The sequence below is a fragment of the Nonomuraea sp. NPDC003201 genome (assembly GCF_053590415.1).
Genome location: NZ_JBSFTC010000018.1, coordinates 49,172 through 61,886, shown reverse-complemented (window position 1 = coordinate 61,886; position 12,715 = coordinate 49,172). Strand labels below are relative to the sequence as shown.

11 protein-coding genes are annotated in these 12,715 nt (G+C 72.8%); 3 read left to right on the top strand and 8 right to left on the bottom strand.

Features of this window, described 5'->3' with window-relative positions; translation table 11 throughout:
• Nucleotides 1–65: 65 nt before the first annotated feature.
• From ACWDX9_RS10445 to ACWDX9_RS10415, 7 genes are all read right to left on the bottom strand, one after another.
• Nucleotides 66–2,033, bottom strand: coding sequence for a CHAP domain-containing protein (locus tag ACWDX9_RS10445; RefSeq protein ID WP_449951460.1), 1,968 nt, complete (start codon nt 2,031–2,033; stop codon nt 66–68).
• Nucleotides 2,034–2,309: 276 nt separating this feature from the next.
• Nucleotides 2,310–3,059, bottom strand: coding sequence for a glucose 1-dehydrogenase (locus ACWDX9_RS10440; RefSeq protein WP_363984799.1), 750 nt, complete (start codon nt 3,057–3,059; stop codon nt 2,310–2,312).
• Nucleotides 3,046–5,091 (bottom strand): acetate--CoA ligase family protein, encoded by a 2,046-nt coding sequence (locus ACWDX9_RS10435; RefSeq protein ID WP_449951457.1) that lies wholly within the window; start codon nt 5,089–5,091, stop codon nt 3,046–3,048. Before ACWDX9_RS10435 ends, ACWDX9_RS10440 begins: the two co-directional genes overlap by 14 nt.
• Nucleotides 5,088–6,596, bottom strand: a complete 1,509-nt coding sequence (locus tag ACWDX9_RS10430) for a class I adenylate-forming enzyme family protein (protein WP_449951455.1) — start codon at nt 6,594–6,596, stop codon at nt 5,088–5,090. The genes ACWDX9_RS10435 and ACWDX9_RS10430 overlap by 4 nt, the downstream gene beginning before the upstream one ends.
• A 15-nt stretch (nt 6,597–6,611) precedes the next feature.
• Nucleotides 6,612–6,935: a VOC family protein gene (locus ACWDX9_RS10425; protein ID WP_449951452.1), complete on the bottom strand. Its 324-nt coding sequence runs from the start codon at nt 6,933–6,935 to the stop codon at nt 6,612–6,614.
• Nucleotides 6,932–7,294 carry a Zn-ribbon domain-containing OB-fold protein gene (locus tag ACWDX9_RS10420; protein WP_449951449.1) on the bottom strand — a complete coding sequence of 121 codons (363 nt, stop codon included), beginning with the start codon at nt 7,292–7,294 and terminating at the stop codon, nt 6,932–6,934. Before ACWDX9_RS10420 ends, ACWDX9_RS10425 begins: the two co-directional genes overlap by 4 nt.
• A gap of 53 nt (nt 7,295–7,347) precedes the next feature.
• The gene (locus ACWDX9_RS10415; RefSeq protein WP_449951447.1) at nt 7,348–9,099 is read right to left on the bottom strand and encodes a serine/threonine-protein kinase; all 1,752 of its coding nucleotides are present in this window, start codon (nt 9,097–9,099) and stop codon (nt 7,348–7,350) included.
• Nucleotides 9,100–9,266: 167 nt separating this feature from the next.
• Here ACWDX9_RS10415 and ACWDX9_RS10410 point away from each other — a divergent pair, with 167 nt between their 5' ends.
• Together ACWDX9_RS10410 and ACWDX9_RS10405 are read left to right on the top strand one after the other, a co-directional pair.
• Nucleotides 9,267–9,857, top strand: coding sequence for an isochorismatase family cysteine hydrolase (locus ACWDX9_RS10410; RefSeq protein WP_449951444.1), 591 nt, complete (start codon nt 9,267–9,269; stop codon nt 9,855–9,857).
• Entirely contained in the window at nt 9,857–10,594 is a 738-nt protein-coding gene (locus ACWDX9_RS10405; RefSeq protein WP_449951507.1) for an SDR family NAD(P)-dependent oxidoreductase, read from the top strand. The genes ACWDX9_RS10410 and ACWDX9_RS10405 overlap by 1 nt, the downstream gene beginning before the upstream one ends.
• A 15-nt stretch (nt 10,595–10,609) precedes the next feature.
• Here the strand turns inward: ACWDX9_RS10405 and ACWDX9_RS10400 are convergent, their stop codons facing one another.
• Entirely contained in the window at nt 10,610–11,752 is a 1,143-nt protein-coding gene (locus ACWDX9_RS10400; RefSeq protein ID WP_449951440.1) for a serine hydrolase domain-containing protein, read from the bottom strand.
• Between the two features lie 38 nt (nt 11,753–11,790).
• On the opposite strand from ACWDX9_RS10400, the gene ACWDX9_RS10395 reads away from it, so the two are divergent.
• Nucleotides 11,791–12,699: a cyclase family protein gene (locus ACWDX9_RS10395; RefSeq protein ID WP_449951437.1), complete on the top strand. Its 909-nt coding sequence runs from the start codon at nt 11,791–11,793 to the stop codon at nt 12,697–12,699.
• Nucleotides 12,700–12,715: the final 16 nt, after the last annotated feature.

Below are 12,715 nucleotides of genomic sequence, written 5' to 3'. Positions count from 1 at the left end.
CCGCCTCGTGAGGGTCACCCCGTGAGGGCCGTTCACGCGCGGTGGCGACGCCTCATGAGGGTTGCTCACGCGCGGTGGCGGCCCCGCCTCCGGGGCTGACCGGACGTGCTCCTGCCGGGCTGGCCGGGGGCGCTCCTGCCGGGCTGACTCGGGGCGCTCCGGCCGGGCTGGCCGGTGGTGCTCCTGGCCGGGTGGCCTGAGGCGCCCCGGCCGGTGCCGCCCGTGCCGACCAGCTGGCGCTCGTCCTCGCGCCGGTGCTGCTGCGGGGACCCGGCGGAGGCGTGGCGGCGGCCCGCCAGGGGGGCGTCCTGCGCGAACGGCTGCGCGCCGCCGATGTGCACGCCCTGGGTGGGCGCCGGACGGCGGTGGCGGCGGCCGCGCAGCGGGAGGTCGGCCGTTCCGGGCTCGTCGATGGGGCGCCCGTTGCGGCGGCGACGTCCCTGGTACGTGTCGCCGATGTCAGGAGTGTCGCCGCCCCTGCCGGCGGTCCGGCTGAAGGCGTCGAACGCGCTGGTCGCCTGGGGGATGACGATGCGCTCGAACGGCCCGGTGTCCACGAAGCGCTCCAGCGGCCCGGTGTCCAGCAGGATCTCGACCGGCCCGCTCCCGGCGGGCTCGGCCGGCCGGGAGGCGCAGAAGGCGTCGAACGGATCGATGCCGGCGAGGTGGCGGTGCAGGTCGTCGTGCTGGTCCAGGAGCCGGTCCACGGCTGCGCGGCGGGGCGCGTCCGTGGCGAGGTCGAAGGGGCGCGTGTCGAGCGGGCGCCTCCGGCGTCCGGCGGCCCGGGCGGCGGGTTGGACGGCGTCCAGGGCCGTAACCGGCTGGAGGGCGTCCAGGGCGGTGGCGGGCTGGAGGGCGTCCAGGGCCGCGGGGGCCAGGGCGGCTGTGTCCAGGGCCGCGGGGGCCAGGGCGGCTGTGTCCAGGGCGGCTGTGTCCATGGCGGCGGGGGCCGTGAGGGTGTCCAGGGTCGCGGTCGGCTGGAGTGCGGCCGTTCGGCGGCTCGTACCGACCGGCTCGACCTCGACCTTGCGGCGGCGACGGCGGCGGTTGGCGGCGGGGCTGGGCGCCGAGGCCCCAGCGGCGGCCGGGGCGGCCCGCAGGCGGCGGGTCTTGGCCACGGCGAGCAGCGCCAGGGCCGCCACCAGAGCGGAGCCGACCAGCGTCGGCGAGGAGATGGCCGGCATCGGGCCGGTGGCCGAGGCGTCCGCGTGCGTGGGGAGGGGTTCGGCGGTCGCCGCCGTGGTGTCGGCCGTCGCCGGCTTGGCGTGCTTGGCCTTCTTCGGCTGCTTGGGGCTCTCGGCGGTCGTGCTGTCCGAGACGGAGCCGGTGGCGACCTTGGGGGTAGCGGGCGTGGGAGCGGCCTGAGGCTCCTTCTTCTTGGGGGAGCTTCCGGTCTCAGGGGCCTGGGCGGGCTCCACGATCTCGCTGTGGGGGATCAGGGAGGTGAGCAGCTCGGTCCCGGAGGGCTGGAGCGCACCGACGTCGGTGCCCGGCCCCGGCCGCAGGGCGGCCTGCTCCTCGGCCTTCTTCTGGGCCTCGCGCTGCTGCCGGGCCGCCTCCTCGTCCAGGCGGGACTTGATGCGCTCCGGGTAGCCGTACCCGACGACCTTGCTTGTGTCACGTTCCTTGCGCTTGGCGACGCCGCCGTCGATGTTGCCCTCGATGGTGAAGATCGTGTCACCCTCGACCCTCGTCACGATGCCGACGTGGTCGATGTTGTCGATGCTGTTCGAGCCGCTCCAGTCGTAAAAGACGAACGCCCCGGGCTTGGGCTTGTGGCCCCACGCCCCCTGCTCCTTGAACCACTCCGCGTGCGACACCGTCCACGCGAACTGCCCGATCCAGTCCTCGTACCCGAGCTTGTGCGCGGCCCACGAGAGGTACATGTCGCACCATGGGGCGGAGCTGTAGTCGGCGTCGAACTCGACGTTCTTGCCGTACCAGTTGCCGAACTTGGTGTACGCCCCTGATTTCTCGGCATACCCGAGCTGGCTCTCCAGCAACTCGATGTACTTCTGCATCTCTGGCGTCATGGAAGTATGGGGACACCTTCCGGGCAAGCCGGTTTGTCCGCATAGATCCCGGGTAAAGGGACACCCTGTGACTACTGGGACAAAACCGGAGGCTTGTCGTCTTCCGTGATGAGCGAGGCTACCGTGCCGTCTCGGCAGGTCAAGCCAGCACCAAGTGACGTTCAAGCTTTCCTAGACCAAGAACCCGCTGGTCAAAGATGTTGCCAGAAATGTCCAAGCTAAGGAGGTTTAATCCAAAAAGATCTACCTCGTACCAGGTGAGAGCCTTGCCCCGAGTCAGTACCCCGCGCCCGTGAGCAGCCCGCCGTCCACCGTGAACTCGCTGCCCGTGCAGTAGCTGGCCCGATCCGAGGCCAGGAAGGCCACCACGTGGGACACCTCCACCGGCTTGGCGAAGCGCTTGATGACCATGGACTTCACGAAGGCGTCGGCGTCGACCTCGTTCATCATGTCGGGATCCATTGCCATCGAGGTGTTGATCGCGCCGGGATGCACCGAGTTCACCCGGATCTTGAACCGGGCCAGCTCCCGCGCCGCCGACTTGGTCAGCCCGCGCACCCCGAACTTCGACGCCGAGTACGCCGACAGCCCCTCGGCCCCGACGTAGCCCTCGATCGAGGAGATGTTCACGATGGCGCCCCGCCCGGCCGCCTTCATGGGGTCGATCGCCGACTTGATGCCGAGCCAGGTGCCCTTGAGGTTGACGCCGATCACCCGGTCGAAGTCCTCGGGCGACATATCGCTGATGCGCCGAAATTTCAGGATCCCGGCGTTGTTGACCAGCACGTCCAGCCGGCCGTGCAGCTCGGTGGCCGTCGCCACCGCCCGATCCCAGTCCTCGACGCTCGTCACGTCGTGATGGACGAACGCGGCCCCCGTCTCCTCGGCCAGCGCCTTGCCCTCCTCGTCCAGCACGTCACCGAACACCACCCGCGCCCCCTCCTCAAGGAAGAGCCGCACGTGCGCCGCCCCCATCCCGCGAGCGCCACCGGTGATCAACGCGACCTTGCCCTCAAGTAACCCCATAACGCCCTCCAGCCGCGACGGCCACCGCCGCCGCCTCCATGGAGCGGTAGACGGGGATCCCCGCCTCCGCCGCGATCCGCCGCACTTCGTCCTCGACGCCCGGGGGCGCGCACTCGCCGTTCCTGGTGACGAGGGTGATCCTGGTGCCCGGCAGCGCGGCCTGCGCCTGCGCCACGGCCCGCGCGTAGGCGTACAGTGGCTCCGCCGCGTCCCCGTACGTGAAGAACGCCTGGACGTTCACGTGCAGGACCACGTCGCCGTACGGCCGGCACCGCAGCAGCGCGGAGACGACCTCGGGCACGAGCCCGGCCCGCCCCAGGGGCCCGACCGGCACTTCGAGCGGGTTGCCGGAGGCCACCACCCCGAGCCCGCGCAGCGCCTTCAGCGCGTCCGGGGGCAGCGGGTCCAGCCGTACCCCCGCCAGGTCGAACGCGTCCGCCGCCAGCACGCTCGCGCCCCCGCTCGGCCCCACCACCAGCACATCGCCGGAGGCGGCGCCTGAGCGCGAGCCGTGCGCCTGGAAGTAGGCCAGCACCCCGATCAGGTCGTCCTGGCCGGCGACCAGCACCGCCCCCGCCTGCTCGGCCACCGCCTCCCACACCCGCCGGTCGCTCACCATGCCGCCCGTGTGGGACGCGGCCGCCTCCTGCCCCTGCCCGCTCCGCCCGCCGACCAGCAGCACCACCGGCAGCTCCGCGGCGCGCAGCGCCTCGAACAGCTCGCGCCCGTCACGCGGGTCCTCCAGGTACAGCCCGACGGCCCGCGTCTCCTGGTCCCGGGCGAGCCAGCGCAGCAGCTCGGCGGGGGTCACGTCGGCCGAGTTCCCCACGGTGACGACCCGGCTGAACGCCAGCCCGCGCCGCTCCCCGACCTTGATCACCTCGCCCGCGAGCCCGCCGCTCTGCGAGATCAGCGCCACCGTCCCGGCGGGCCCGAGCCCGCCCCCGACGAACGTCTGCCGTCCCCGAGGGCTGTACACGCCCATGCAGTTGGGCCCCAGCAGCCGCGTGCCCGCCGCCCGCGCCGCCTCGACCAGCCCCTCCTCCAGGTCCGGCCGGCCCGTCTCGGCGAACCCGCCGCTCATCACCTGCACGAACGGCACCCCGCGCGCCTCCCGCAGCACGTCGGCGCAGCGTTCGGCGGGCACGGCCACGAGGGCGTAGTCCACGTCCGCCTCGGCGAGGGACGGCACGGCCGGCACCCCCGCCACCTCGGCCGCCGTGGGGTGCACGGCCACCAGCGGGATGCCCGCGGCGCGGTAGAAGCCGAGGAACATGTTCCCGAAGTTCGGCCTGGTCGTGGAGGCCCCGACGACGGCCACGGCCTTGGGCTCGAAGAGCGGCAGGAAGTCCGTCGCCGCGCGGGACGCGCCCGCCACGGGTCCCGGGGAAGGCAGGTAGCGGGCGTCGACCGCGATCACCCCGGAGGGGCCGGCGATGACCGGGTTCAGCTCGAACTCGCCCAGTTCGAGCCGCTCCCACAGCCCACCCGGGCCGCCGATCGTCATGAGCAGCTTGACCACCGCGTCCACGTCCACCGGCGGGCCGCCGCGGCTCCCGTACAGGACGGAGGACCCGCGCAGCGACGCCAGCATGCGCCGCGCGTCCTCCTCCGAGATCGGGCAGAGCCGCAGCGCCGTGTCGCGCAGCGCCTCCGTCCACACCCCGCCCAGCCCGGCGAGGAGCACCGGCCCGAACCCGGGGTCCCGCACCAGGCCCACGATGAGCTCCACGCCGGCCTCGGCCTGCTCCTCGACGAGGAAGCCCGCGACCTCCAGCCTGGCTCGCATGCCGGCCGCCGCCGCGGCGAGGTCCTCCCTGGAGAGCCCCAGCGCGACGGCGCCGACGTCCGACTTGTGCACCAGTCCCGGGCCGAACGCCTTCAGCACCAGCGGCTCGGCCAGCTCCCCGGCCCGGCCGAAGTCCAGGCCGGAGTCCAGGCCGGAGTCCAGGTCGTGCACCACGACCCCGCGCGGGACCGGCACCCCGGCCGCGCTGAGCAGCGCCTTGACCTCGTGCTCGTACGCGCTCACCCGAGCAGCTCGCGGATCTTCCCGCGCAGCAGCTTGCCGGGGCCGCCGGAGGCGTCCTGCGAGTGCGGCAGCGCGTCGGCCACCACGATGTGGTCGGGCCGTTGATGGGCGGGCAGGGTGTCGGCCAGCGCGAGCGCCAGCTTGGACGCGTCCAGCGTGTGCCCCGCCCGCGGCACGACCGCCAGCAGGACCTCCTGCTCGGAGGCGCCCTCGGGCACGCCCACCGCGCCGGCCTCGGCCACGCCGTCCAGCGCCGAGACCGCCTCCTCGATCACGACCGGCTGCGTCCAGACGCCGCCCTTGAGTATCGAGTCCTCCCGCCTGCCCAGCACGCGCAGCACGCCGTCGGGGGAGAGCGTGCCGAGGTCGCCGCCGACGTACCATTCGCCGCGCAGCACCTCGGCCGTCCGCTCGGGCAGGCCGTCGTAGCCGGTCATCCGGTGCGGGCCGGCCAGGTTGATCTCGCCCACCTCGCCGACCACGCGCTCGCCGTTCGGGTCCGTGATCCGCACCGCGTTGCCGGTGCGGGGACGGCCCGAGGAGCCGAGCGGGATCGTGCCGTCGTCCACGCGGCCCATGCACGTGTACGGTGCCTCGGTCTGGCCGTAGTAGGAGTACACGCCCGCCTGCGGCAGCCTGGCCTTGATCCGTTCGAGCATGGTCGCGGTCAGCGGCTCGCCGCCCAGCATGATCACCTGGATGGACGACAGGTCCACGTCCTCGTGCTCGGGGGACGCGAGCAGGGCCGCGTAGAACGAGGGGATCTGCGAGAGATGCGTGACCCGTTCGCGGGGGACGACGCGCAGGAAGTTCGCCGGGCCCCAGTCCTGCTCCAGCACCAGTCGCATCCCGGCGTACAGGGCGGGCCCGGCGATGGCCGGGAAGCCGATGCCCCAGATGATCGCGCCCGTCCCGAACACCGAGTCGGGGCCGCGCGGCACGTCCAGCCAGATCTGCGCCGTGGCCAGCGACGACGCGTGCGTGTGCACGACCGCCTTCGGTAATCCCGTCGTGCCCGAGGTGTAGTAGAGGGCCAGCGGGTCGTCGTACCAGCCGCTGATCGGCGGCTCCTCGTCGGAGGCGCCTTCGAGCTCCCGCACGTCGATCCACGTGGTCACGCCGGGGAGCGAGTCCCTGATCTGCCCGACCACGCCCTCGACCGTCGCGTCGTACACGAACGCCGTGCACCCCGAGGCCGCCACCACGTCACGCAGCGTCTCCACCGGCCAGTACGGGTTCAGCGCCGCCGTCACCGCCCCGATCTTGGCCTGCGCGAGGTAGACCTCGGCCACCCGCAGCGTCTCGTTGAGCAGCGCCGCCACCCGCCGGCCCGGCCCGACCCCCTTCTCCAGGAGGGCGTGGGCGCGGCGGTTGACGTTCCTGTTGAGCTGGTCGTAGGTGAAGCTCTGCTCGCCGCAGTACGTGAGCGCGACCTGGTCGGGCGTGCGCAGCGCTCCGGCGGTCAGGATCGCGTGGCCGTAGTTGCCGTAAGGTGATCGCGCCATGGGGGAGGCCTCCAGTCAGAGGGGCTGATAGAGCACGAAGACGTTTCCTGAGGGGTCGCGCAGCACCGCCCGGATCTCGTGCGGCCCCTTCTCGGGCTCCCGCACCACCTCGCCGCCGCGTTCCGTCAGGTCCCGCACGGCGTCCGCCACGTCGTCCACCTTGTACGACGGCGCGACCGAGGTCGTGACGTGCTCCGCGGGCCCGGCCAGCGCCACGGTGACCCCGCCGCCGTCGAGCGCCGCGAACCTGTCGCCGTCCCTGAACTTCACCGGCAGCCCGTAGAAGGCGATCGCCTCGTCCAGGTTCGCGACGGGGATGAGCACGTTGCCGAGCTTCATGCGGACCTCCAATGGGGGAGTTCGTCGATGAACGTCACGCGTACCGGCATGCCGACGCGTACCTCGCCGGGGGCGCATCCCACCACGTGCCCGAACGCCCGCACGCCGGCCGGCAGGTCCACCCAGGCCATCACGTACGGCTCCCGGCCCCGGTAGGCGGGGGCGAACGAGCGGTGCACGACGGTGAAGGTGTGCACCACGCCCTCGCCCTCGACCGGCTCGAAGACGAGCTCCCCGCCACCGCACCAGGGGCAGGCCGCCTCGGGGAGGTGGACGCGGCGGTCGCAGGACGTACAGCGCTGGACGACCAGCTCGCCGCGCCTGCAGGCGGCCCAGTACGCAGAGGTGTCACCGCTCATCGCTTGCCAAGCTAGCGCACGCTTGGTTGCCCCACAAGGCCCCCACCCGGCCGCTAAAGGGGCGGATCCTCCTCGGGCGTCGAGAGGAGCATCATGGGCTCCTCGGTGGGCAGGCCGGTCGGCTCGTCCGAGGATCGGGCGAAGGATTCCTCCGACGGCGTAGGCGTCCCGACGGCCGTCCTGCTGTGCTCCTCGCTCGGCGTAGGCGTAGGTGTAGGCGCGTGGGGAGTCGGCGTAGGCGTGGGGCAGGCGGGACCGTCGATGGCGACCTCGCTCACCTGCGGCCCGTTCCCCGCTGCCGGCTCCGTCATCACCACGATCCCGACATACGCCCGCTTCCCGCAGGAAACGCCTCCAGGATCGTGCGTGACGGCACTGGTGTAAGCCGTGCTCCCCCGTAAGGTCCGCGTCTCCTGCCGCACCGTCCGGGCCGCCCCGCCCTCCCCTTCCCGCCGCGTGTACGAGATCCGCAACCGTACGGGCCCCGTGCCGTCCGCCGAGACGGTGATCGCTCCCGCCGTGCCGCTCCACCCCACGATGCCGGCGGCCCGCACCGCGGTCGGACGCGGCACCGAGGTCCCGCCCTGCCGCACCGTGGGAGGAAGGCTGGGAGGAAGGCTGGGAGGAGGACTGGGGGGAGGGGAGGCCGTGCGCGCGGGAGTGCTGCGCCGGGGAGCCGCGGACGTCCGGGTCCGGGTGGGCGTGGCCGCGTCCACGGGCGCCGGCTCCGGCTCGGTCTGCGCCGTCTTGGGCGGCGGCATCAGGATCGTGCCGGGTCCGGGAGGCATGCGCCCGCCCGACATCATGAGCGAGATCGCCACGGCGGCAACCGTCGCCCCCGCCACCCACAGGTACGGCGGCAGCCGGGGCATCCGCAGCACCCGGTCCCGGAGGGTGGTCGTGACTCTGGAGGCCCGCTCGGTCCTGGCCAGCGGGAAGCGCAGGGCCAGCAGCGTGGCCAGCTCGCCCAGGTGCCGCCGCCCGCGCTTCTCCCAGTCCGGGCCGTACCCGGCGACCGCGTCCTCCTCCAGCTCCGCCGCGAACTGCCTGGCCGAGGCGTACCTGGTCGCCGGGTCCTTGGCCATCCCGCGCCTGAGCAGGTCGCGCAGCGAGTCGGGCGCGACCTCCAGCGGCACCGGCTCCACCAGGTGCTTGTCCCGCACGGCCGGGACGTCCAGCGCCCCGTCCTCACCCTCCTTGACGGCCCGGTACGGCGGCCGCCCCCTGACCGCCTCGAACAGCACGCACGCCGCCGCGTACACGTCCGCCGGCGGCCCCGCCCGGTCCTGCGTCCACAGCTCGGGCGACATGTACTCGGGGCTGCCGGCCGGCACGCCCGGCTCCTCCGCGTGCACGACCACGCCGAAGTCGGCCAGCTTGCTGGTGCCGTCGGCCTGGACCAGGATGTTCTCCGGCTTGACGTCGCGGTGCGGCACCCCTCGCCCGTGCGCGGCGGCCAGGGCCAGCAGCGTGCTCTTCAGCACGGTGAGGGCCGCCTCCGGGCTGATCCCGCGGTGCTCGTCCAGCAGCGTACGCAGTGACACGCCGTCCACCAGTTCCATGACGACGGCCGCTCTGGTGGGGGTCTCGACGTACTCGTAGAGCCGGACCACGTTGGGGTCGTCGATCTCGACGAGCTCGTGGGTGTCCGACCGGAAGCGGTCCATGAACTCGGTGTCCCTGCGCAGGGTGGCGTTCAGGTACTTGATCGCCACGTAGGCGCCGGTCTGCTGGTAGGTGGCGAGGAACACGCGGCCGGTACGGCCCGCGCCGAGCTGGCGAACTTCACGGTAACCAGGGACCAAGTCGAACCCCCATCAGCAGCCGTCATCGATTCGACGGTCTCACCCGGGGTTCGGGTTGTCACGACTGGAGATATTTCGCCGGGCGTTAATGCGAAATAACCCTGTGTCGTGGGTGATATGCTGAGGCGTCCCAAGCAAGCGCTCGGCTAAATCGACGGAGGTCGCCTGTGGAGCGCGTGGCCGTGCTGGTGATGGAGATGCAAAGGGGCGTCGTCGGCGATCTCACGAAATTTCCGGATCTGGTGGCGGCCTGTGCGCGGCACGACGTCGTCGCCAACGCCGCCCGCCTCCTCCACACGGCCAGGTCGGCCGGCATCCCGGTGATCCACTGCACGGCGGCCTTCCGCCCCGACCGGTCCGGCTCCCACGCGGACAACTGCCCGTTCATCGTCGCCCTGCTCAAGGACCCCGGCCACATGCTGGAGGGCACGGCCGCCACCGAGGTCCTCCCGGAGCTGTGGGACGGCGGCGACCTGGAGAGCCGCCGCCACCACGGGTTCTCCCCGTTCACCGGCACCTCGCTCGACATGACGCTGCGCTCCCTGGGCGTCTCCCACGTGGTCGCGCTGGGGGTCTCGCTCAATCTCGGCATCCCCGGGCTCGCGCTGGAGGCGGTCAACCTGGGCTACCGGGTGACCGTGGTCAGGGACGCGGTGGCGGGCATCCCGGAGGAGTACGCGCAGGCCGTACTGAAACACACGATCAGCCTCCTCGCGACTCGCGCCACCACCGCCGACCTGGTGGAGGCGTGGAAGTGATGGACGGGCTGCGCCTGGACGGGCGCGTCGCGGTGGTCACCGGCGGAGCGGGCGCGATCGGCTCGGCCATCGCCACGGACCTGACCGCGCTGGGCGCGGAGGTCGTCGTCGCCGACGTGGACCTGCCGAACGCGGAGAAGGTGGCCTCCGGCCTGCCCGGCGCGCGGGCGCTGGCCGTCGACCTGACCTCACCGGAGTCCGTCACGGAGTTCGGCGGCGCCGTGGGCCCCGTGGACATCCTGGTGCACAACGCCGGGGTGTCGATCCTGGAGCCGTTCACCGAGAGCGACCCGGCGAACTGGGACCTCATGTGGCAGGTCAACCTGCGCGGGCCGATGCTGCTCACCAAGCTGCTGCTGCCGGGGATGGCGGCCAGGGGGCGGGGGCGGCTGGTGTTCATCTCCTCGGACGGCGCCAGGGCGGGGTCGGGCGGCGAGGGCGCGTACGCGGCGACCAAGGCGGGCCTGTTCGGGCTGGCCAAGACGATCGCCCGGGAGGCCGCCAAGGCGCACGTCACCTCGAACGTGGTCTGCCCGGGCCCCACGGACACGCCGATGCTCCGGCGGGTGTCGGCGGCCGAGCCGGGGCTGGTGGACAGGATCGCGCGGGGCATCCCGCTGCGCCGCCTCGGCACGCCCGCCGACGTGGCGGGCCTGGTGTCCTACCTCTGTACGGATCGCGCCGCGTACATCACTGGGCAGACGCTGTCGGTGAGCGGCGGCGTCACGATGCAGTGAGCGATCATGCGGCGGTCAGAGCGAGTCGTAGACGGCCTGCACCAGGCGCAGGCCGCGCAGGTTGCCGGAGACGGCGTTGGCCATCTTGTTCATGACATAGCCGATGCCCAGGCCGCGCTCCGGGTCGCCGACGCCGAGGGAGCCGCCCAGCCCGGAGTGGCCGAACGCGGTCCCGGACGGCATCGGGAACGTCATCGACGGCCGCATGTAACCCAGGCCGAACGACGTGTCCAGGAAGAGGACGCGGTCGGGGCCGTGCACGCGGGGGCGTACGGCGTCCCGCAGCGTCTCGGGGCGCAGCAGGTCGCCCGCGATCAGCGACCGGTAGAACCCGGCCAGTCCCCTGGCCGTGGTGACGACCCCGGCCGCGGGCCAGCCGGCGCGCAGGATGACGGGGTGGTTCGCGCCGCCTTTGAGGCGGTGCATGCCGGGATTGCCGAGCGCCCGGTTCATGAGGCTCTGCGGATCGAGCGCGGCCTTGGCCATCTCGGCCTGCCCTTCGGTGGGTGCCGGGCCCGCACCCGTTTGAGGGCTTTCGCCTGCCTTGAGGCGGGCCGTACGGGCGATCACCGTGTCCGGCGCGCCCACCCACAGCTCCAGCCCCAGCGGCCCGGCGATCTCGGCGGACACCAGCTCGCCGACCGACTTGCCCGTCACGCGCCTGATCACCTCGCCCACCAGGAACCCGTACGACAGCGCGTGATAGCCGTGCGCCGACCCCGGCTCCCACAGCGGCGCCTGACCGGCGAGCCGGGCGGCGATGGCCGCCAGGTCCCCGAACTCCTCCACTGGCACCGGCTCCTCCACCACCGGCAGCCCGCTCTGGTGCGTGAGCAGGTGCTCGACGGTGATCGCCGCTTTGCCCCGGGCCGCGAACTCCGGCCACACGTCCGCGACGGCCCCCGGGACGTCCACCAGCCCCTGCTCGGCGAGCCGCAGCAGCACGGTGGCGGTGATCGCCTTGGTGCAGGAGTAGGCGAAGGCAGGCGTGTCGTGCTCCCACGGCCGGCCCGTGTGCCGGTCGGCGACGCCGCCCCACAGGTCCACGACCAGCTCGCCGTCCAGGTGGACGGCGAAAGCGGCGCCCAGCTCCGCCCCGTCGGCGAGCTGCCGCTCGAACACCTCGCGCACGCGGGAGAACCGCGGATCGCAGTGCATCACACCTCCGTGTGAGACAGGAGAAAGGAAGCGCTTACTTGGTTCACGAGCCTAACAACTGGGGACGATTCGGCCCAGACGATCAGCGCGGCACCCTCAACCTCCTCACCCCGGCCGTGGTGCTCGACGCGCTGCGCAGCGCCACCACGGGCGAGGTGCTGAGCCTGGCCATGCCGATCAGGGGCGCCACCTCCTCGCCCGCCCCCACGACGGTGCCGCACCTGCCGGGCCGCCCGCTGCCGCAGCACTTCATGTCCGTGGACGGCGGCGACTACGCGGCCGGTGCCCGCGCGATCGGGGAGGGCCTGTACGTGGCCGACGACGCGCTGGTCGTCAGCCACCACGGCACCACGACCCATATGGACGCGCTGTGCCACATGTGGTCCGGCGACGAGCTCTACAACGGCCACCCGGCGGCCCGGGTCCGCTCCTACGGGGCGACCAGGTGCGGGATCGAGCAGGTGGGCGGTGTGGTGGCCAGGGGAGTGCTGTTCGACGTGCCCCGGCGCCTCGGCCTCGACCACCTGCCGGCCGACTTCCGGATCCCGGCCGAGCTGCTGGCGGAGATCGCCACGCCGCGGCCGGGGGACGCCGCGGTGATCCGTACCGGATGGCCCGCGGTGTGGGGGCGCTCGCGTGAGGAGTACTGGTCGGGCCAGCCCGGGCTGTCGGCGGAGGCGGGCCGCTGGCTCGCGGCGCACGACGTGTCCGTGGTGGCCTCGGACAACGCCGCCATCGGCGGGCTCAACGCCCGCGGCCTCGCCGACGAGAGCCTCGCCGACGACCTGCACCTCATCCTGCTGCACCGGCACGGCGTCCACCTGATCGAGATGCTGTGGCTGGAGGAGCTGGGGGAGAGGGGGTGTACGGAGTTCGTGTTCGTGGTGGCGCCGCTCAGGATCGAGGGTGGCACGGGCAGCCCGGTGACCCCGCTGGCCATCCTCTGACGTTCCCGCATATTTC

Coding starts and splice junctions, on each gene's coding strand:
- ACWDX9_RS10445 (WP_449951460.1), bottom strand. CDS start 2,033: ATGACGCCAGAGATGCAGAAGTACATCGAGTTGCTGGAGAGCCAGCTC.
- ACWDX9_RS10440 (WP_363984799.1), bottom strand. CDS start 3,059: ATGGGGTTACTTGAGGGCAAGGTCGCGTTGATCACCGGTGGCGCTCGC.
- ACWDX9_RS10405 (WP_449951507.1), top strand. CDS start 9,857: ATGGACGGGCTGCGCCTGGACGGGCGCGTCGCGGTGGTCACCGGCGGA.
- ACWDX9_RS10430 (WP_449951455.1), bottom strand. CDS start 6,596: ATGGCGCGATCACCTTACGGCAACTACGGCCACGCGATCCTGACCGCC.
- ACWDX9_RS10400 (WP_449951440.1), bottom strand. CDS start 11,752: ATGCACTGCGATCCGCGGTTCTCCCGCGTGCGCGAGGTGTTCGAGCGG.
- ACWDX9_RS10420 (WP_449951449.1), bottom strand. CDS start 7,294: ATGAGCGGTGACACCTCTGCGTACTGGGCCGCCTGCAGGCGCGGCGAG.
- ACWDX9_RS10425 (WP_449951452.1), bottom strand. CDS start 6,935: ATGAAGCTCGGCAACGTGCTCATCCCCGTCGCGAACCTGGACGAGGCG.